Annotated in this window: 11 protein-coding genes and 4 pseudogenes; 3 read left to right on the forward strand and 12 right to left on the reverse strand. The window is 65.6% G+C overall.

The annotated features are described in order from the left end of the window. Window positions 1–69: 69 nt before the first annotated feature. From ACFWW8_RS12345 to ACFWW8_RS12390, 10 genes and pseudogenes are all read right to left on the reverse strand, one after another. A pseudogene (locus ACFWW8_RS12345) lies at window positions 70–774 on the reverse strand (DNA-processing protein DprA); the annotation flags it as partial. A 516-nt stretch (window positions 775–1,290) separates the two neighbouring features. After that, window positions 1,291–1,461: pseudogene (locus ACFWW8_RS12350) on the reverse strand (transposase family protein); the annotation flags it as partial. Window positions 1,462–1,656: 195 nt separating this feature from the next. Further along, window positions 1,657–2,691, reverse strand: coding sequence for a UvrD-helicase domain-containing protein (locus ACFWW8_RS12355; protein ID WP_386527176.1), 1,035 nt, complete (start codon window positions 2,689–2,691; stop codon window positions 1,657–1,659). Next, window positions 2,678–4,273, reverse strand: a complete 1,596-nt coding sequence (locus ACFWW8_RS12360) for an ATP-dependent endonuclease (RefSeq protein WP_386527178.1) — start codon at window positions 4,271–4,273, stop codon at window positions 2,678–2,680. Before ACFWW8_RS12360 ends, ACFWW8_RS12355 begins: the two co-directional genes overlap by 14 nt. A gap of 854 nt (window positions 4,274–5,127) precedes the next feature. Next, the gene (locus ACFWW8_RS12365) at window positions 5,128–5,556 is read right to left on the reverse strand and encodes a hypothetical protein (RefSeq protein ID WP_386527180.1); all 429 of its coding nucleotides are present in this window, start codon (window positions 5,554–5,556) and stop codon (window positions 5,128–5,130) included. After that, a complete protein-coding gene (locus ACFWW8_RS12370) occupies window positions 5,553–7,715 on the reverse strand; it encodes a hypothetical protein (protein WP_386527183.1) in 2,163 nt (720 codons plus the stop codon). The genes ACFWW8_RS12365 and ACFWW8_RS12370 overlap by 4 nt, the downstream gene beginning before the upstream one ends. Then, entirely contained in the window at window positions 7,712–9,556 is a 1,845-nt protein-coding gene (locus ACFWW8_RS12375) for a hypothetical protein (RefSeq protein WP_386527186.1), read from the reverse strand. Before ACFWW8_RS12375 ends, ACFWW8_RS12370 begins: the two co-directional genes overlap by 4 nt. Before the next feature lie 53 nt (window positions 9,557–9,609). After that, the gene (locus ACFWW8_RS12380; protein ID WP_386527189.1) at window positions 9,610–10,998 is read right to left on the reverse strand and encodes a hypothetical protein; all 1,389 of its coding nucleotides are present in this window, start codon (window positions 10,996–10,998) and stop codon (window positions 9,610–9,612) included. Window positions 10,999–11,122: 124 nt separating this feature from the next. Beyond that, window positions 11,123–11,578, reverse strand: a pseudogene (locus ACFWW8_RS12385) (DNA-processing protein DprA); the annotation flags it as partial. A gap of 434 nt (window positions 11,579–12,012) precedes the next feature. After that, window positions 12,013–12,933, reverse strand: a pseudogene (locus ACFWW8_RS12390) (YifB family Mg chelatase-like AAA ATPase); the annotation flags it as partial. Between the two features lie 225 nt (window positions 12,934–13,158). Here ACFWW8_RS12390 and ACFWW8_RS12395 point away from each other — a divergent pair. Genes ACFWW8_RS12395 through ACFWW8_RS12405 form a run of 3 tightly spaced genes read left to right on the forward strand, consistent with a single transcriptional unit; the run spans window position 13,159 to window position 16,963 of the window. After that, window positions 13,159–14,202, forward strand: a complete 1,044-nt coding sequence (locus ACFWW8_RS12395) for a tyrosine-type recombinase/integrase (protein ID WP_386527192.1) — start codon at window positions 13,159–13,161, stop codon at window positions 14,200–14,202. Between the two features lie 2 nt (window positions 14,203–14,204). Next, entirely contained in the window at window positions 14,205–14,540 is a 336-nt protein-coding gene (locus ACFWW8_RS12400) for a helix-turn-helix domain-containing protein (protein WP_386527194.1), read from the forward strand. After that, window positions 14,537–16,963 (forward strand): hypothetical protein, encoded by a 2,427-nt coding sequence (locus tag ACFWW8_RS12405; protein WP_386527197.1) that lies wholly within the window; start codon window positions 14,537–14,539, stop codon window positions 16,961–16,963. Before ACFWW8_RS12400 ends, ACFWW8_RS12405 begins: the two co-directional genes overlap by 4 nt. 69 nt (window positions 16,964–17,032) lie before the next feature. Here ACFWW8_RS12405 and ACFWW8_RS12410 read toward each other — a convergent pair whose 3' ends face one another. Together ACFWW8_RS12410 and ACFWW8_RS12415 are read right to left on the reverse strand one after the other, a co-directional pair. Further along, window positions 17,033–18,268, reverse strand: a complete 1,236-nt coding sequence (locus tag ACFWW8_RS12410; protein ID WP_386527200.1) for a hypothetical protein — start codon at window positions 18,266–18,268, stop codon at window positions 17,033–17,035. Next, window positions 18,234–19,487, reverse strand: a complete 1,254-nt coding sequence (locus tag ACFWW8_RS12415) for a hypothetical protein (protein WP_386527202.1) — start codon at window positions 19,485–19,487, stop codon at window positions 18,234–18,236. The genes ACFWW8_RS12410 and ACFWW8_RS12415 overlap by 35 nt, the downstream gene beginning before the upstream one ends. Window positions 19,488–19,703 lie beyond the last annotated feature (216 nt).

Consider the following 19,703-nt stretch of genomic DNA (forward strand, 5'->3'; position numbering starts at 1 on the left):
GTCCCGGCTGCTGCCGCCGGGAGCACCGCGTCTCTCATCGGTTTCACTCTTTCACCGGAACGCCCCAGGTCAACGACCGCCTCGCCGGGCGGCGTCGGTTTGCGTGCGCGTTCCAGGCGTTTGTCTGCTCAACTGCCAGACGTCGCCCTGCCGTTCGACGAACCCCAGAGAGTGAAGTTCGTACAGTCTGCCGATGACTTCATCGGCGCCGGTGCCGGAGGCAAGTGCCAACTCCGCCGCGTCCGCGGGCCGGCCCGCCGGGAACGCTTCGAGTACCCGGGCGGTGTCGCGGTCCAACAGGTCCCGGGCGAGGACCGGTCCGCGCCGTTCGGGGGCCAGCTCCCCGATCGAGCCGACCAGCTCGACGACCTCCGCCGCGTCGGAGACGAGAACGGCCTCGCCCCGCAGCAACTCGTGTACCCCCGCGGAGAGTCCGCTCGTCGCGGGCCCCGGCACCCCCATGGTGAACCGCCCGAGCTGCTGGGCCCGCCGGGCGGTGACCAGGGAGCCGCTGCGGTGCGCCGCCTCCACCACGACGGTGCCCCGGGTGAGGGCGGCGATGACCCGGTTGCGCAGGACGAACCGGCTGGGGGTGGGATGGCTGCCGGGCGGCAGTTCCCCGAGGACCAGCCCTTGGCCTGCGATCCGGCCGAGGAGCCCGGCGTGGCCGCGCGGGTAGGAGACGTCCACGCCGCAGGCCAGCACCGCAACGGTGGCTCCGCCCGAGGCGAGGGCCCCGCGGTGGGCCGCGCCGTCGATCCCGTACGTTCTTCCGCCAGTGTCGTGCGGCGATCGATGAGTTGGATCGAGTGGATGGTTGCAGGTCGCGGAGTAACAGAGGCAAGAGGGCGTGCAACAGGCATGTTGCAGCCAGCGGAGTGCTCACCACACCAGGATCTGAGCACCCTGACACCGGAGCGCGGTGATCAGCGTGAGATGCGTGGTGGTCTCCCTCTCTTTCATTGGGCTAGCAATGTGATCAGGGGAGATAGCCCTGTGACGGGTAGGCAAGGAGCCCTTCCCATCTTGATCAGGTGGCGAGTTCGAGGGCGATGACGGCACGGATGACGGTGGTGATCCGGGTGGTGCGGCAACGGGGCTTCTGCAGGAGCAGCTTTGGCGTCGGCGTCACAACCGCGATCACGCCAAGATCCGCAGCATCGGCGAACGCGCCATGGCCACCCTCAAATGCTGGCCGCGCAGCCCCTTCCCCCGGAACGGGAGCCGATCGGCAGCACGGCGCCGTCAAGGATCACGCACGCCTTCTTCCGCACGGTCGTCATGGCCTATGAAACCTGCCGCAAGGCGGGCGTAGGTGTCGCCGCAGCGCAGATGGGCCAGAACGATTAGGGCCTGCCGGCCACAGGTCAGGCGACGCCACCGGGAGCCGATCCGGCGGCGGTGACCTGCGAGGAGACCGGAAAGGCGGTGCAGATCGAGACCGGACGGGTAGGCAAGCACGCGTGAACTCCTGGCGGACTGGTGATCGTCCGCTGCCGGGGTCCGCCCATCCAACCTCCCGTCAGGTTGGAAACAGCACACTGTGGGGATCAAGCGCGCGTCTGACGATCGATAGACGCTGGTCTTCCGTCATGCATCAACGGTGGTTGTCGGGCATGACAGCCTCCAGCAGGTTTCCAGAGTGAACAGGGTCTCCTACGGCATGACGAACGTGGCGCTGTACTTCGCCCGCGTCACCGCGACGTAAAGCTTCGCCCTGTCTCCGGCCTGGGTGCAGTCTCGGGTCTGGTAGTAGCTGATCATCGGCTTCGTCGGGAAGATGAGCACGCGGTCGAACGTGCTGCCCTTCGAGGTGCCCATGTTCATTGCGTCGAGACCGCATGTATCGGCTCGCTTGTCCCAGCGCAGCACCATAGGTGCGTACTTCTCTGCGTACTCCAGCACGGCCGATTTACTGATCGCGAAGATGCCATCGTGACCAGTCATTTCGATGTTCTTTGACACGGTACGCGCAAGGTTGGGGTACAGATCATCTGCGAAATCACAGATATCCTGGTTGCAGCGGTAACTCTCTACTCGGTTTTCAACGAGGCACAGGTCGGTACGTGTAGCCAACCACTCGACGATTCCGCTCCCCTTGTACTTCGCGTTTTTTGTAGCGTTGTTCGTTGCGAAGGTAGCCTGGCGAGGATCACCAACCACGGTGACGGCAATCGGCGACTTCATCAGAAGGTCCAAGAGTTCGAGGTCGTACCCCGCCATGTCCTGGATCTCATCAATGAAAATGTGGTCGTACATCCGCGAAAGACGGTCGACCACCATACCCTTGCTCAGCCTGTTGGCCTCGAAGGAGAACGCTGATACCCCGTCTCGATATGCCGACTTGCCGCGGTCTAGGTAGTACAGCTGAGGATTGCTTTTGGGGATGTACCTCGAACGCTGTCCAACGAAATTGAGGCCACCCATCATTCCCGCTTCCCCGAGAACAAAGCTCTGATACGGGCGAGCACACTCGTTGAGAAGAAACGTGAACCAGCCCATGACCGTGACGTGCCGCGGTAGCACTCCAGTGCCCGCACTCAGTCGGCTCACGATCTGATGGAGGTTTTCGTTGGTGTAAGTCGTCACCAATACGCGCTTGCTCGGATCGGCAACGACGCAGTCGATGATGTGCTGGGTCTTCCGCGATCCAGCCGCCGCGATGATGGCCAGATTATTAGGCAACTGCATCCCTGATGTATTCCGGCATGTTGATGGTCTGGTCGCTAGAGAAGATCGTTAGAGCGCAGGTTGTCTTTCGATCCTCCATGTACTCAAGCAAGTCTGCTTCGGAGGTAAAGCTCTCTCCGAGGATGGCGTTCATCGCAACTAGCCCGTTCGCCTTAAGGAGTTGCGGCTCGAGGGTCTTGTACGCCTTATCCTGTCCCACGTGAACAGAGATGTTCGGGAAGGCAGTGTGAGAGGCGTACTTTCGCTGCACTTCTGCAGCCTCGGTACCGTCGTTGTCCCTCACGACGGCGACCACATTGCCGGTGAGTGATGCGATATCCAGGAACCGGCGAAATGCCAGTCCGCGAACGCTGATTACGTCTACGCCGTCTTCAATGGGCAGACAGCCATGAACGTCCTTGTAGGCCCGCTGCACGATGAGCTCATCGGATGGCCCTTCCACAAGGATTGACCGTCGAGCAAGCACAAGGCGCAGGGTGTCGTAACCCGACAGCTTACGGAAGTAGTCCTGCGTGTCCGCCGGGAGGCTGTCGAGGCGGAAGCCCTTTGTCGCCGAGAGTAGAACGAGCTTCTCAAGCCCGAGCTTGTTCAGCACGTAGGAACTGTGTGTGGTGATGAAGACCTGCTTGCCGTCGCACTTGTCGCTGATCTTCTTAACCAGCTTGCCCAAGTTGGAGAATGACAGGTGATTCTCCGGTTCCTCAACCAGAACGATGTGCGCGTCTTCAACCTTCTTGTTGAGAGCAAGAAGGATTTTGAGCGTACTCTGCTCTCCCTTGCCGACATACTGAAATGGCAACTCGTCGAGGTGCGGAACGATACTGCTTTCCCAGCTAGACTTCTGCGACACGTCGATACCGAGCGTTAGTTCGCGATCACTAACGTCACTGGGGGCGCCCCGTAGCTTTTCATTGATCTTTACGATCGAGTCGTCTGCTGCAAAATTCTCACGGAGGCTGCGATAGGCGCGCGTTAGCTTTACGCGCTCGTCCGGCGCCAGGTGCGAGTTGATGATTCCGTTCAGGTAGTAGTCGACACCACTCTGAAGGTGAATGTTAGAAGCGTCAATCAGGGAAGCCGTTGCAGGAATGCTGCGGAAGGTGATGCCATTGCCCGAGAAAGCCAGCCAATCGACCTTGTAGTACTCGGTGGGAATCAATCTGACTTGCGTCGGGTCCTTGATGAACTCCTTGTACTCCGGCTCGTAATCTGGGTTAAGCGCAGCACGAATACGCACACCCGACTCATTGGCCTTCAGGAGGTTATTGGTTCCCATCAGCTCAGCAGGCGCAGTTTTACTGTCGAGGAAAAGGTCAATAATAATCTCTGGTGGCCTGGCTTCTCGCCTCTCTCGGAGGGCGGCGATGTACTCGACGGCGGCCTCTTGGTGGAACAGATACGGCGACAACTCCTGGGCAAGGAGTCTGCCTCGCAGCCTGCCTGTGAGCGCAAGGCTGATCGCTTCAAGGATCGTCGACTTGCCGGCGTCGTTATCCCCGACCAGGATGTTCATCCTAGGGTCGAAGTCGAGTTTGAAGTTGCGAAACGCGCGGTAATTCCGAATGACTATCTTCGAAAGCATGTGCCCCCCACTTCAAATCTCTCACCACTCGAAGGCGGGCATTAACGGAATCACTCCGTCACTCGCACCACCACCGCACGCCTTCGAACAAGTGGCGAGGATCGTAGCAGTCATCACTGCGGCTACAGGAGTAGAACCGACAAACTTCTTGACAACACCTATGCATTTGGAACAGATGTGCGAATCCCCCGGCTCGGGGTCTACGCCGCTTGCCCTCACTCGCGCCTCGGGCGACCTCGATGCTGGGGGCAAGCCCCTCCATCGTTCGAGAGCTGCAACGAATACGCCTCTCCCCTAGACGGTGGCCGGTAGCGGGATGTTCTTCATTCCTGAGGGCTAGAAACCCGACTCACCGACGGCCGGCCTCAGCCCTTGGATCGGACACAATCGCTGAGCTGATTCCAACCTGACGGGAGGTTGGGCGGGCCACCTCGGCAGCGGACATGAAGAAAGCCCCTGGCAGACGGGGTCGCGACCAAGATCACCAGCCCGCCAGGAGCTTTAGCGTGCTTATATACCCGCCCGGTATCGATCTCTCCAGCCGTACCCTGCACCACCTCTCCGGTCTCCTCGCATGGCGAACGGACCGACCCCGCCCTCAGCTCCGGCATTCCGGAAGATTCAGCCCCTTCAGCCCCTGTTCCCATGTCCTGGAAACGACGGAAGGCCCGTGACCAGGAGTTTTGAAGTGGAACCAGGTGGCCCGGGGCAGGCTGGGAGCCTGCCTCCGCGCATGTCAGGACGCAGCAATACGTCCGCCAACACCTTCTCCTCGCGTTCCTCGACGCAGAGGAATAGGGGCAAAGTGCGTCACCTGCGTCACCTGCGTCACCTTCTTCTGGCGGCGCGAACCGTCAGGGCAGGCGGCGGCTCCGTGGAAGCGTCCTGACCTTGGCAGCGTCGGCGTCCCGACCCAAGAGAGCGGCATTTTCCAGAGCTAGCCGGTTGAGTGCGGTCGCGTAGATCTCCAGACGGGCCTCCAGGTGGCGGCAGTGCTTACGGAGCTCGGCGTTCTTCTTCTTCAGCTCGGCGTACTCGTCAGCTTGCTGGACGGCTGCTGCCCGTTTGACCTCCGCGCGGGCGACCTCGGCCTGGAACTGGTCCTTGAGGTCGGTGTGCTGGTGGGTGAGGTGCCAGCGTTTGACGTCGGCCTCGACCGCGAGCTGAGTCACGTTCAGACGTCCGTTGGATCTGTGCGGGGTGCCGGCCAGTAGGCGGTTGATGGCGGCGATGATCTCTCGGCGGACGGGGTCGCTCTCGCCGTCGAGTGGGAGAACGGTCATTCCTGGGCTCCGCGCTGGTGGTGTTCGATGATTGCGCGGAGTCGGTCGAGCTCATGCCGCTCGCGCGCGTGACGGATGGGTGGGGCGATGGGGTCGTCGACGATCTCGGCGAGTTCGGCGGCGCGTTCTTTGTTGATCTCGATGTCGCGGTCGGTGCGGGCGAGGCACTGGCAGTTGGGGCGGCAGTCGTCGGTGTCGGGGGTGACCATGGGGTCGTCCGCTGAGCCTCTGAGCTGGCAGGCTGCGACGGTGGGGTTGAGGACGCAGGTCATGCCCTCGCCATGGTGGATCTGCAGGAGCGGGTTGCCGAGCAGGTCGCGCGCCTGCCGCTCGCTGGTCAGGACGCGGCCGGCGAACTCGCGGCTGGCGGCTTGGACGCGGTAGCGGTAGGCGTCGGCGGCAGGTCCGCTGACGTGCTCGCCTGCGAGGAGGCGGCGTTCGTCTTCGGCGATGCCTTCCATGCGGAAGAGCCAGTCCTCGAATGCGTACTCGTCCAGGAAGCCGGCCTCGTAGGAGCCAGCGTATCCCTGCAGCATTTGGGTGTGGGCGTGTCCATACTGGATGGATGCGGCGATCAGGCCGCGGGGCTTGCGCCGGATGAACCAGGCCAGGGTTCGCCGGAAGCGGCTGGCTGCGATCGGTCCACCGGGGTCGGTCGGGATGTGATCCTTTCGGCCCAGCTGCTGGCAGCGCTCGTTGACCCAGGCGATGAACGTGGCCATATCTTCGGCGATGAGGCGGTCTGAGCGGGCTTCGCCGCGGCGTTTCGGTTCCTTGCCGGGTGTCTGCTTGATCGGCATGAGCCGGTTCGGGAAGAGCAGGTGGCTCTTGTGCAGTCGCTCCAGGATCTCAACGGCCCGGGAGACGATCTCGATGACCACCCAGGGGTCCTCACGGACGGTGCCCTCCGGGATCTTGTTGCCGTCCTCGTCCTCGGCGCCCTTGAAGTAGAGCCCCTGGAGCAACCACAAGCTGGTGGCCTTGTCGAAGCTGACACAGCCTCGCCGGAGGTTGAGGACCTCGCCGACGCGGGCGCCCGAAAGGTAGCTGACGATGACGAAGCAGGCTGTGCTCAGCAGCCGAGCCAGCCGCGGGGCCTGGGCGAACGTGACGCGGGGGTGCCAAGGCATCCCGTCCAGCTCGGCGGTGACGGGGCAGTCGAGGTTGATGTCGCCGCTGACGGGCAACCCGGATTCCATGATCATGCGGCCGGACGAGGTGAGCTGAATCGAGTTCGCGCAGTTGAGCAAAGACGCGATGTGGCGCCAGGCAACATCCACAGTGCCGTCGTCGCGGCGGGTGCCGGGCAGGCTCTCGCCCCGGCTGCGGAGCCCGTCGAGGTAGGCCGCGACATCGGCCTGCAGTTCGCCGGGCTTCCGCAGACGCCGTTTGCCCCGCATGCGCTCCGGGCGCCGGGCCAACAGGACCTGGTGCTCTTCCCAGGCGGCCAGGATGTCGTCGCTGAAGTCTTCCAGGAAGCGAATGGCCCACCGCAGCAGCGGCTGCATCGTGTGCTCGCTGATCCGTTTCGTGCGGTTCTCTCGGTCGCCGCGGGTGCGTTCGAGCAGGTCCTTGGTGTCCTCGCCGTCCCAGGGAGGCGCCTCGGGGAGCCGCAGGTAGAACGGCAGAATGCTGCGGTGAACCCACAGCCGCCGGACCTCGGTGATGCGGCGATAGCGCTTGCTAGTGGCGACGCCGTCCGTGTCGAGCGCATCCAGGTACTGCCAGAGCATCTCGTGGGTGACCTGGCGGAACTCGGTGATCCCCTGAGCCACAAACCACTTCATGACGGGCTGCAGGGAACCGTAGAAGAAGATCTCGATTGTGTGGAGCGCGGGCCGGCGCGTTGCCGAGCGCCTCATGGTGCGGGCCTTCGGGTGATTGATCAACTGCCAGACGTAGAACTTCGTGGCCAGTCGCAACGGCTCCGGGATGGTATCGAAGTTCAGGGACTGGGACCGCGCATGGGCCTCGAAGATCCCGGGGTTGAGGTCCCAGCGCATGTCCGCGAAGCGCGACAACCGCGCCGGATTGACGTCACTGGCGATCTCGCGGTTCATCAGCACGATCGTGTCGGGGCCCGGCCAGATGGTGCCTTCCGGAAGTCCTTCGGGAAGGCCGTCCGGCTCGCCGAGCGCGATCGGGGCGGGAGATGTCATCGGATGTCGAGTTCCCTGTTCAGCAGGCGGTCCGCGAGTTTGCGCTCGTCCGGCCCGACGGATCTGCGGGCATCTTCGACGGCCGTGTCGTCCGCCTGGTCCAGCAAGTCGGCCAGCTGTGCGTGCGGGCCGGCGAATCGCTCGGCCCACTGCAGCTTGCTCATCTGCTCGCGCCGCTCGGCGAGCCGGTCATGCACGACGACCTGCAGCGGAAGGTGTCGGGGCAAGGCCCTGGCGCATTCGCAGTCCAGGCAGAGCAGGAGCGAGGCCCGGCAGGGCTCCCCCGGGTTGTAGGGGCCGTTGTTGTTGTCGGTGCAGGCCCCCAGCACCGTATCCAACTCCCCCGCGATCATCTTCTTGAGCACCATCGGCTCCAGCCCCATCTCGGCGGCGACCTCGTCGGCGTTCTCCTGCGCGTGGGCCACCTGCTCAGGGCTCATAGTGATGATCTTGGACCGGGCCCGTGCCTTAGCGACCTCGGTGTTCAGGACCTTGGCGACGACCGCGCGGTATTCGTTGATGTTCCCGCGGTTGCGGACTAGGTAGCGGGTCGCTGTCCGCCGGGTGTGGGCGACAGGCTTCTGGTGGAGCTCGAGGTAGGTCATCCGCAGCGTCTCCAGCCGCAGCGGCCGCAGCGGCAGCGGCTGACCCTCCTTGTCCACCTCGTCCGCGGGCAGCTGCCAGTCCCGGCCGAGCTTGCTGATCAGAGCTCCGTCCGTCGGGATCGGGCGCCATCCGCGGCCCTTGGCCTTCCCCGGACCACCGCCGGTGACCATGTAGGCGACCAAGAGGCGGTTGCCGCCGGCGAAGTGCCTGGCCCGTACGGTCAGTTCGTGGACCAGGACGTAGAGGCCGAAGGGCGTGTGCAGGATGTCCCGGGTGGAGAGCTGATCAGGTTGTTCAGGGATGCTGATCCAGTCCGGGACCTCGGTCAGGGCAAGGTCCATGTAGGCCCGGCTCTGACGACGCGGCTTGCGCAGGCCGACGATCGCCGTGCCTGACCCGACGCCACCGTCCGCCCGGTGGTGGGCGGCCGTCATCTTCAAGATCGGCTCCGGATTCTGGCCCGTCATCACGCCGAACAGCACTGCGGCGGCGGCGATTTCCTCCGGGGTCAGATGGAGCCATCCGACGATGTCCTTGACCTTTCCGCGCTTCATCACCCAGGGCTCGGGCGCGTAGGCAACGACCTTCCCGGACTTGCGCGTTCGGCGGGGAACGTCGCCGACGCGATCCAGGTGGTCGAGGATCTGCAGTCTGCGCCGCAGGTGGAGATCAGTGCTGACGTCGAGGTCTCCCGCACGGAACTTCACCAGCAACTCACGGTTGCTGCGGATCCGTGTCTCCGCCGAGCGCAGGGCCGTCCGCGCGGCCTGCGCGATCCTCTTCAGCTCGTCTCGGCTATAGCTGTGGGCCGGCTCGCCCTCGGGCCGGGCCGGTAGTGCCCCAGCGAGCCGGCCCGCCAGAGCGTCACTGATACCCACCACTCGAAGCAGCAGCAACCGCAGATCTGCCAGCTCGTTCGAGGCGGTCTTAATGCCCTCGTCCTTGCGCTGGTCGTAGAACCCCTCAAAGTGCTCGGGGGTGACCTCGGCCACGCTCCGCGGGACCGATTTCAGGCCCGAGAGGTAGCGGTCGAACCCCATCAGAGCCAGGTAGGACTTCCTGAACGAGTGGAGGGATGTCAGCCCCGCTCCGGGTGCGGTGCGGCCGACCAGGGCCGCGATCAGCGGCTCACGCACGGCTTCGGGCATGGCCAGCTCCGACACATCGAAGTCGACCCGGTCCTCGCCATCCTGGCTGTAGCACCGCACGACCCGGCGGCCGTCCTTGGCCGTCATCAGCCCAAACCGGGTCCTGGGCCCACTCGGCAGGGCGGCCCGCCGTCCCCGGCTCACCGGGACCCCACCAGCGGATCGGTGCGGACCCACGGGTGGTCGGCGAACACATCCGCCATGAACGACGCGACCGGGAAGCCGTCGGCGTGAGCCAGCAGCGTTTCCACCTCCAATGTCCGGAAGGGCTCGAGGTAGACACTCTTGGTCACCTCAACGCTGCGATGCCCGAGCATCGTCTGAACCAAGTGCCAGGTGTTGCCGACCTCCTCGCGGAAGTCGCGCTGTTCGTCCTCGGTCAGGTGCCCAAGCTGTGCATACTTGATCAACTTGCCGACCGCGAACCACCTCAGCGCGAACGAATGCCGCAGCATGTGAGCGGTGCAGCTGAAGTTCTCCAACCCGAGCGACTCGATCCGCGCATTCGCGACGTCGAAGGTGTGCTCCCAGCCGCCGCCGTCACGCGGCAGGCCGTCCTCGTTCAACCACAGAGCCACGGGCTCAAGCCCCTGCGCAGTCTCGCGGAACAAAAGCATCCGGGTCTGCGGCCCGAGGTCGTTCCACTCCTCCCGCTGGGAACCGCCGTCGGCAGAGGACATCGTCACCGAATGCCTGCCGTGAAGGGCCCGCACGATGCGCCGGTTGGCGATCCGCTCGTAACGGCCCGCGGCCTGGGCCCGCCGGATCGCGGCCGCCCTGGCGCCTTCGACGTAACCGAGCACCCCGCGCAGAGAGGACCTCGGCATCCAGTACTTGTGCCCGTACCCACCCTTCGCGCAGGCTTCGGCGAGCTCGCAGGTGAAGAAGCCCCGCCGCCGGTCGTAGGCGGGCAGCTCGGGCAGCACCACGCTGGCCCACTCCGAGACGCGCAGACCATTGCCGTAGAGGCCGTCGCAAAACGCGCGGTCCCGCTGCTCGTTGCGTCCCTTCCACCACGGATCCGGCCGACCATGGAGATCGAAGCCCCGGATGCCCAGGTCCACCCATCGGGTGTAGCCCCCAGGATCGAGCCACTTGACGTCCGCGTGCCGGACGATGCTCGGCGGGTCCATGTCCGCAAACGGATCGGCGACCCCAAAACGCGCGGCCACCTTGTAGAACTTCTTCAGCCCGGCGAAATCACGGGCGAACGTCCCGGTCTCCACCGTGTCCTCGTTCGCAGGATCCGTGACCCGCCAGAACAGGAACTCGGATGCCACCTCGTCATCGGCATCCCACCAGTTCACACCGGTCGTGAGCAGGTAATTCAGCCACACCACCAGCGAGTACGAGTAGTCCCGCTGGGTGCGCCAGGCCAGTCGCCGCCACTTCGGCGACCCCAGGCAGTAGTTCACCCTCAGATCGGGCCGACCGTCGGGACCAATCACGAAGCGCTGGCCGTCATGTACATCCAGGCTCCCCGTACGAGCGGCGCTGCCTAGCAGCACTTCCCCGAGTAGCTCGGCCACAGCGTCCTCCGTACGGCTCGGCGCGTACCGATGAAGCTGCCAACAACGGGCACTCTGCTCTAACTCCGCCATGTGAGTGACCTTAGCGAGCAGTAGCAACAACTGTCACTGGATACAGAACTGCGGCCGCGCCGGAGACGACGACCCAGCCCCGCTCGGCCAGGCCGGCCGCCAGGGTCTGCGCCATGTGGGCGCCGTACGGGGTACAGGCCCGGGCCCCCACGACGGCCACCGAACGCAGCGCCCAGGCCCGCAGGTCGGGCCGGCCCCGCAGCCACAGCCCGACGGGCCGGGCGTCGGCGAGGTCGTCGAGCTGCGTCGGCCACTCCGCGGATCCGGGACACACGAACCGGCCCCCCGCCGCGGCGGCCAGCTCCAGGTCCCGTCGCGGGTCGGCGAGCGCGGCCCGTCTGCGGTACCCGGCGAGCCGGTCCGGCCGCACCCCGGTGAGCACGCCGGCCCCCCGCTCGGGGCCCGTCAGCAGCCGCATCAGCCCCACGGCGCCGTGCTCCCGCAGCCAGCGGCCGCCGCGCTCCTCGCCGGGCTCCAGCACCCGGGTCAGCGCGGCCCGCGCCAACACATCCCCCTCCCACCCGGGCTCCGATCGCGGCCCCGGCCGCCTCCCGGCCGGCCGGCCGGGGCCGGACTCGGGCTGCGGCCCCCGTTCCGGAGGACGGACCGGGTCCGGCTCCGCGTTCGACTGCGGCCCCGGAGCACGGCACGGTTCCCGCTTCCGCTCCCGCACGGGTTCCGGCTCAGGCCGCCACCCCGGCTCCGGCCCGGGTCCCCGCTCCGGCGGCCGGCCCGGGCCGGACTCGGGCTGCGGCCCCGGCGCACGGCCCGCCTCCCGCTCCGCCCCGGGCTCCGGAGCCGGCTCCGGCAGAGGGACCGGGCAGCAGACCGGCTCCGGCTGCGGCGCCGGCAGGTACTCCTGACCCGGTGGATGCCCCGGTGCCCGCTCCTGCGGCCGGACCTGCCCGCGCTCCCGGCGCCGCTCCGCGCCGTCCGTCCCGGTCATGCCGCGGCCCCCGGCTCCAGCGCCGCCCCGCGGGCGATCCCGGTCCGCAGTTCCAGCGCGACGGCCACGTCCAGCGCTTCCGGCCGGTCCCGCCCCCGCAGGTCGGCCACCGTCCAGGCGACCCGCAGCACCCGGTCCAGGCCGCGGGCGCTCAGCAGCCCGCGCTCCAGGTCCCGCTCGGCCTGGGCCAGCGCGCCGGGATCCACCGGCCACCGGGTGCGCAGCTCCTGCCCGGGCACCTCGGAGTTGAGCCGCCAGGGGGTTTCGGCGAGCCGGAGGGCCGCGCGCTCCCGGGCCTCGCGGACCCGGTCGGCGACGACCGCGGTGGACTCCCCGCGGCCGCCCTGCCGGAGCAGGTCGGAACGGGTGACCGGCTCCACCACCACCCGCAGGTCCACCCGGTCGAGCAGTGGCCCCGACAGCCGGGCCTGGTAGCGCCGGATCACCGAGGCGGGGCATTCGCACCCCTGCCCCTGCAGGGTGTGCCGCCCGCACGGGCAGGGGTTGGCCGCGAGGACCATGAGGAACCGCGCGGGCAGCCGCACCACCCCGGCGGCTCGCGCGATCACCACGTGCCCCGACTCGAGGGGCTGGCGCAGCGCGTCCAGCGCCCGGCCGTGGAACTCGGCGGCCTCGTCCAGGAACAGCACGCCCCGGTGGGCCAGGGACACGGCGCCCGGCCGGGGGATCCCGTTCCCGCCGCCCACCAGGGACTGCATCGTGGCGGAGTGGTGGGGCGCGCAGTAGGGCGGCCGGGCGACCAGCGGCTCACCGGGCGGGAGGATCCCCGCCACCGAGTGGACGGCCGTGACCTCCACCGACTCCCGGCGTCCGAGCGGCGGCAGGATCCAGGGCAGCCGCTCGGCCAGCATCGTCTTGCCCGCCCCGGGCGGCCCGCTCAGGAAGAGGTGGTGACCTAACCGGGCGGAATTGCATTGGATGCACGATCGGAAAGGGCTCCACCTGCGTGAGCTGTGAGGATGCTAGGCCCTACCTACAGCGACTGCCAAGCGTCTGAGCTGCCGCTTTGCCGGTGATCGTGCATTGGGTGCATGATTCGGTCACTCAACGGCAAGGGGGTTCGGGTGGGTGGAGGAGAGTCGGAGCCCGCGGGGTCCGCTCGGCTGCAACTGGTCTCTGGAGTGGCGCTACTGCACCCGGAGGACGCCGTCTTCGAGGCGATGCTCGATGGGTGGCAGGCCCAGCAGCGTGGAGGCCGACGCCTGGCGGAGAAGACGGTCACGGACCGCATAGCCCGCGTGCGGGCCTTCACCGAGTTCGCCGGCGAGTACCCGTGGCGGTGGAACGCGGCTCACATGGATGAGTGGTCAGTCCACCTGATCGCCGAACTGCACCGAGCCGAGTCCACGATCCGCAACTATCAGGGGATCATCCGGGGCTTCTGCGACTTCCTGATCAACCCGCACTACCGGTGGGCCGAGGAGTGCGAGGCTCGGTTCGGTACGCACCCGGTGCAGATCTGCCATGAGTGGAACACCGTCGCTCACCTCGTCGAGTACGAGGGCGACGCGGAACGACGGCCGTTCACACGCGAGGAGCTTCAGAGGTTCTTCGACTTCTGCGACGACCGGGTCGACCAGGCCATCCGGAAGGGCCGCAAGGGCGCCATCCACGCCTACCGAGACGCCACGCTGTTCAAGGTCATGTATGCCTGGGGCCTGCGCCGGACCGAAGCGTCCCGCCTGGACGTGACGGACTTCCACCGCAACCCCAAAGCACCCGAGTTCGGTCGGTTCGGCGGGCTGCAAGTCCGCTACGGCAAGCGGACCCGCGGGTCGGCCTATCGGCGCCGAGAAGTGATGTCCCTGATGGACTGGGCGGTCGAGGCCGTCGAGGACTACATCCGCAACATCCGCCCCCGGTTCGGCTTCCCGGACCATCCGGCGCTCTGGGTCACCGAGCGAGGCAGCCGCCTGCGGCCGCGCGAGATCGACGACCGCTTCGCCGACTACCGCAAGGAACTCGGTCTCGCCGAGGAGCTCGTCCCCCACTGCCTGCGGCACAGCTACGTCACGCACCTGATCGAGGACGGCGCCGACGAGACGTTCGTGCAGAAGCAGGTCGGCCACCTCTACAAGTCCACGACCGCGATCTATACGTCTGTCAGCGGCGACTTCATGAACACGATGATGCGCCAGTACCTCGACGTCACCCTGAAGGGATAGCGATGACCGCCAAGCTCGACTTCCGCTGGCACCTGCGTGAGCTCATGGCAGCTCAGGGGATGTACTCAACCTCTGCACTGCGGCCCCTCCTCGCCGAACGCGGCGTCGACCTCTCGACCAGCCAGGTCTATCGACTGGTCACCGAGAAGCCCGAGAGGCTGAGCATGAAGGTGCTCATGGCCTTGCTGGACATCCTCGGCTGCCCCATGGACCAGCTCATCGAGCCCATCACCACGGCCGCACGGACGCGCAAGGCAGCCGGCGGCGACACCGCCGCCGACCCGGGAGTCGGCTCCTTCCGGCCGAAGCGGGCCCGCATCAAGGGAACCGACTCGTGACCTCGCCGGCTCAGGTCGGCCCCGCGCTGGCCGCCGAGACTCGCTGGGACGAAGTGGCCCCAGTGGTCGCACTGGTCCAGGGCCTCGAACCGGGTCTGCGCGAGGCCGTGATCCGGGACCTGCTGAAGAACTTCTGCGTGTCGCGGGTCAAGCGGCGCCGCCTGGTCCGCGCCCTCTATGAGAACCCTGAACTCCTCACCTGCGGAGAGCCCCGGGGGCCGATCGCCGTCGACGACTTCATCCACCGCCTGGTCGCCGCGGGCGCCAAGCGGGTGGTCGTTCCGCTCTGCCCGCTCTGCCGATCGGACTGCACCCTCGACAGCACCCTGAACGGCCAGCGCGTCTGCCTGCCCTGCAAGACCAAGTTCCGGGCCAACACCCGGCCCTGCACGTCGTGCGGTTCGACCCTCAACGTCAACTGCCGCGACCGCCAGGGACGGCCGGTCTGCCTACCCTGCCGCCCCGGACACGGCGAGGACCCCGTCGCCCGGCTCGTCGGGCAGATCTCACCTCTCACCCCGGGGGTTGCAGTTGACCGGCTCCAGGAGGCAATCCGTGCATCGAACAAGCAGCCGTATGCCCTGCTCAAGGTGTCGTGGGAGATCGAGGACCGTCCTGGTCTGCTGACCGGCGAGGGGGCCGAAGGCTCTCCTCACCTGATCCGGCTCCTCGAACGAGTCACGGCGCTGGGCGCGAGCCGTGTCGTGCTGCCGCCTTGCCCGCAGTGCTCCGAGGAGCATCCCCTGCACTTCAAGAGCGGTAGTCAGCGGGTCTGCCGCCGCTGCTACGACAGGCTTGAGCGGACGGAGCAGTGCTCCGGCTGCGGGGAGGATCGAGTCGTGGTCGGCCGCACCGAAGCCGGAGCGGCCCTCTGCGGCACCTGCAACTCGAAGAACCCGGCGAACTTCGAGAAGTGCATCCGCTGCGACAGGACAGCGCCTGTTGGCCGGCGCACTCCCGAAGGCGTCCACTGCCGAGCCTGCTATCGACTCCCCGTTGACCTCTGCTCGGTCTGCTGCCGCCGACGACCCTGCATCGGGGCGAGCACAAGCTCCCCGATCTGCGACTCGTGCTCCCAGGTCAGGCGCCTGTGTCACCGCTGCGGCCGAATCCAGAAGGCTCGGGCCCGGGTTCCCGAAGGTCACCTGTGTCAGTCCTGCTTCGCCAAGGATCCCGTCGCCTTCCGTACTTGCGCCGACTGCGGAGAGGTCGCGGTCCTCTGGGGACACGGCCTCTGCCCCCCTTGCGCATGCCGCAACCGGGTCCGTGAACTCCTCGTCGGCCCCGACGAGGCGATCCGCCCTGGCATGGATCCCGTATTCACCGCCCTGACCGGCACGGAAAACGCCCGAACGGTCCTGAGGTGGCTGGAGCCCGGCCGGAAGGCAGCCGAGGTGCTGGCCCTGCTCGGCACCGATGACGCGCCGATCAGCCACGAGACCCTGGACCGTCACACGCCGAACAAGTCCGTCCAGCACATCCGCGAGGTCCTGGTCACCGCCAGGGTCCTCCCCGCTCGGGACGAGCACATGATCGCCCTTCTGGCGTCCGTCGAAGCGTCTCTGGAGAGCATCGCCGACCCCGAGGACCGCAAGCTGATCACGGCCTTCGCCCGCTGGGACCGCATCGGTCGCCTTCGGCACCGACTCAGCGGCCGGCACGCCACTTATCACCAGATCCGGTCCGTCCGCTGCGAGGTCAAGGCCGCCATCCGCCTCGCCGCCTGGCTACGGCAGCAGGGCACTGAACTGGGCGAATGCCATCAAGGCCACATCGACCGATGGCTGGTCGCCGGAACGAGCGTCTGCCTGCATGCCCGCCCCTTCGTCCGGTGGGCAGTCGCCAACCACCACGCCAAGGGCCTGGAGATCCCGCCGCCCGAGCGAATCCATCCCACCGAACCACTCGACACCGAACGGCGGATCGCTCTGGCCGAGAAGCTCCTGACCGACAGCTCCATCCGGCTCGACGATCGTGTTGCCGGCCTGCTGGTTCTCCTCTTCGCCCAATCGCTCGCGACCGTCGCGGCCCTTCGCACAGATCAGGTGATCCGAGACGATCGCGGAGTCCACCTCAGGCTCGGCGACGAACCGCTCCACCTCCCAGGGCCTCTCGGCGTCCTGGTCGACGAGCTCGTTGCCGCACGCCGGAGCCGGGCCATCATCGGCAGGAAGGCCCCGAACCCGTGGCTCTTCCCGGGCAACCACCCCACCCGCAACCTGACCCCCGCCACGCTGATGACCCGGCTCAAGCGACTCGGCGTTCGAGCACGAGCCACCCAACACGCAGCCTTGCGGGACCTCGGCGCCGAACTACCGGCCACCGTGATCAACCGCCTGCTGGGAATCAGCATCATCTCGGTTGATCGTTGGAGGGACGGTGGTGAGTACGGCGCCTACGCGGCAGAAATCGCTCGCCGTTGACGCGTTTTGGGTAACATCTGATATTCGTACCTACCGATACCGTTACGCGTCGATAGCGAGCCTGCTAGTTCACGATGACGCCGAATCGCCGCCATGGTTTACGACCCTGGAGGCGCCTCCGGATTCCAGCCCGCTCGTCATCACATGTTCTAGTTCGTCAAAACTCGCATCGCATGCCCGCAGGAAAGCTGCGATCAACCGGCGCATATGACCGAACGAGTCCCGACCTAGCCCCAAACGCCCAGCCACGAGCGGATCAATTTCTCTGCCCTTAACCAACCGCTCGAAAATGAAGAGATCGAGCTGCCGTGGAAGCACCCGTGCAACTGGGGCATCACTCTTGAGTCTCCAGCAGAGTTCAGCCAGCGAGCTCGAGTATTGCGGCGGTTCGGGAAGGAAAGCGCCAATCGCTTCGGTGCGAATTTCGGGCGCAACCTTGGCAGCGGAAAGCACGCCAGCCATATATTTGTCGACGGCGTCTGAAATTTTCCTCATCTGATGCATGGGGACAGCGCCTTCTGCCAGTCGCTCAGAAACAAGACTGTCCCAGTCGCTGCGATTAACAGTGACGGCAGTGGAAGCAGCTGCCACGAGTTTCAGAGTGAGGATGCTGACACTTTCAGCTGCCAGCCACCTAACGGCTCGGGCTTCATCGTCCTGAATTCGCGGGGTCCAATGTTGACCAATGCCCTGCAGGAGATCAATCAGCTGCTTGATGGCCAAGAAGGGTTCGAGGAACAGTACTTCCCCACGGAGGAACTTGAAGGACCTATCCAGCGCTGCTTCGCGGCGACACAAGTCGCGGATCTCTCGCTCCAGGTGAAGTGCGCCAACGCCATGCGCTCCAAGATCCGTCAATTTTCCGACGGCATTTCCCTCGCGACGTTCGAAGTCCTCAAGGCTCTGCGCAGTTACGCCAAGGCTGCGACCAAGGTGTCTAATGCGGCCAGTGACGCCCCTGGCCATCGTGAGCTCTGCGGCATCAGCACCGACAAGCTCGCGGAGCCCGCGAAGCCAGACGATGCGATCAAGCGGCTTCTCGGTGTTCTTTCCGGTGCCAGATTTCACTTCACCGATGTATTTAACCTGGGAAAGGTGAGGCGTGAAGTCAAAAGCGAAGAGGTCGAGATCGGTCACCACGAGCGGCTCTTGATAGTACCGCTCAAGGTTGACTCCATACCGCGAATAGAAGCCCTCCCAGAACCAGAGCTGGGCAACCCGAGCTTCCAGCAGTTCGCCGGCCTGTGGTGCCTTGGGGGTCGCAGGCCTGCTACCGCCCGAACGGGCTCTCGTACCTGACTGCACGCTGGACCTCCTTCCTCAGTTCAAGAATCGCGGAGGTGGTGATCTCGTCACTGGCCGCGTCGTCAGTCAGCTTGGAGCGGTCTTCCTCCGGAGTGACGAACAGCCCGGGGGCATTTTCCACCTTAAGGGAGGAGGACCCTCCGGGAATGCTTGCGACACTCGCCTTAAGCCAGTCGAGACCGTCACGGACGATCTCCTTCTTGATCAGTTTGAGGAATGCCCGGCCGTTGGGAAGTTCCTCTACACGCACGACGCCGGCAGCTTCCAGAAGGTGATAGTCGGTGCCGATATTGGTGGCAGGACCGACGGAGCCAGCATTGAGTAGCTTCGATACGAGCACTACCGGGTCATTGATTCGCCCTTTGCTCAGCATCGCCTTCTCACGCCCAAAGAGGATGTGAGCGATGAAAAGCTTGCGCAGATGCAGTGCCTCGGTAGTCGTCGATTGATCGTCTAGGGTCTGCACCAGCGGCGAGAAGACATAAGTTTGCCGGAGCGGCACTCCTGAAGCATTTGACTTTACCGTGCCGGTCTGAATCAATCCGACCTTGCGGGCACTCTTAAGAATGTTGACATCCCCGCCGACCGTATCAAGGGTCGATCCGGGTCGCGTTGTTGCCTGCTCGCAAATAGACAGGAGGGCGTCACGCTCCCCCGGGGGAAGGTTGCGAAGAAATGAAGCGATCTGGATCTGACTGGTCCCCCAGACGTGGGGGTTGAAGACCACTTCTTCGTTCAGATCGCTTGATCGAACTCGACGGTTGATCGACGTTCCCAGGGAGAGTTCGAACCCTCGGAGGGCAGCGGCGTCCGAAATCCCTCGCTTCACAATCTGGTCAAGGTGCTGGGTCTTGGTGAGTGGTGCCCACGATGCGATCTCGATACTGTGCAGAAGCGCCAGCTCTTCCTCGGAAGGTTTCAGCGTGTCCAAGACCCTGAAGGTCTGCTGAATTACCGTTCCGGAGACCCCGACGAACTCCTCGATGCTCTTGACGGCCCCGTCGATGTCAACTTCGAAGTCGATCACGCCTGCTTGCTTGAGTTGCGGAAGGACCTGGAGCGTCAGAATACTCTCAGGAATCCCAGACAACCTTGCGAACTGTCGAATAGCGTCCCGGTTAGTCATCCGGCCGTATCCGTGCATGCGGGACGCGAAGTCCATTGCCTGACCGGCCAAGAGCAGCGTTGCGATATCGGCCCGGATGACGTTGTTCGTCACCAAGGGAGCCTGTTGCTGCAGAAACAGGACGGCCCGCCCCAACCGACGTTCCGTCGCGGCAGAGTCACTCTGCCCAGTCGTTGTCACGACACGCGCCCCCTAGCCCCTCAGCTTGACTTGTCATCCTAGAGCGCCGGGGCCGCCACTCTCAGCTGTTTCCTCAGTACCCATCCGGCCCATCCCGGCCTCCACGGCTGCTTCGCCCGCAGAGGCCCT

Origin of the sequence: Streptomyces sp. NPDC058701 (assembly GCF_042715295.1) — a bacterium.
Lineage (GTDB): Bacteria > Actinomycetota > Actinomycetes > Streptomycetales > Streptomycetaceae > Streptomyces.

Coding starts and splice junctions, on each gene's coding strand:
- ACFWW8_RS12365 (WP_386527180.1), bottom strand. CDS start 5,556: ATGACCGTTCTCCCACTCGACGGCGAGAGCGACCCCGTCCGCCGAGAG.
- ACFWW8_RS12360 (WP_386527178.1), bottom strand. CDS start 4,273: ATGCTTTCGAAGATAGTCATTCGGAATTACCGCGCGTTTCGCAACTTC.
- ACFWW8_RS12375 (WP_386527186.1), bottom strand. CDS start 9,556: ATGACGGCCAAGGACGGCCGCCGGGTCGTGCGGTGCTACAGCCAGGAT.
- ACFWW8_RS12400 (WP_386527194.1), top strand. CDS start 14,205: ATGACCGCCAAGCTCGACTTCCGCTGGCACCTGCGTGAGCTCATGGCA.
- ACFWW8_RS12355 (WP_386527176.1), bottom strand. CDS start 2,691: ATGCAGTTGCCTAATAATCTGGCCATCATCGCGGCGGCTGGATCGCGG.
- ACFWW8_RS12370 (WP_386527183.1), bottom strand. CDS start 7,715: ATGACATCTCCCGCCCCGATCGCGCTCGGCGAGCCGGACGGCCTTCCC.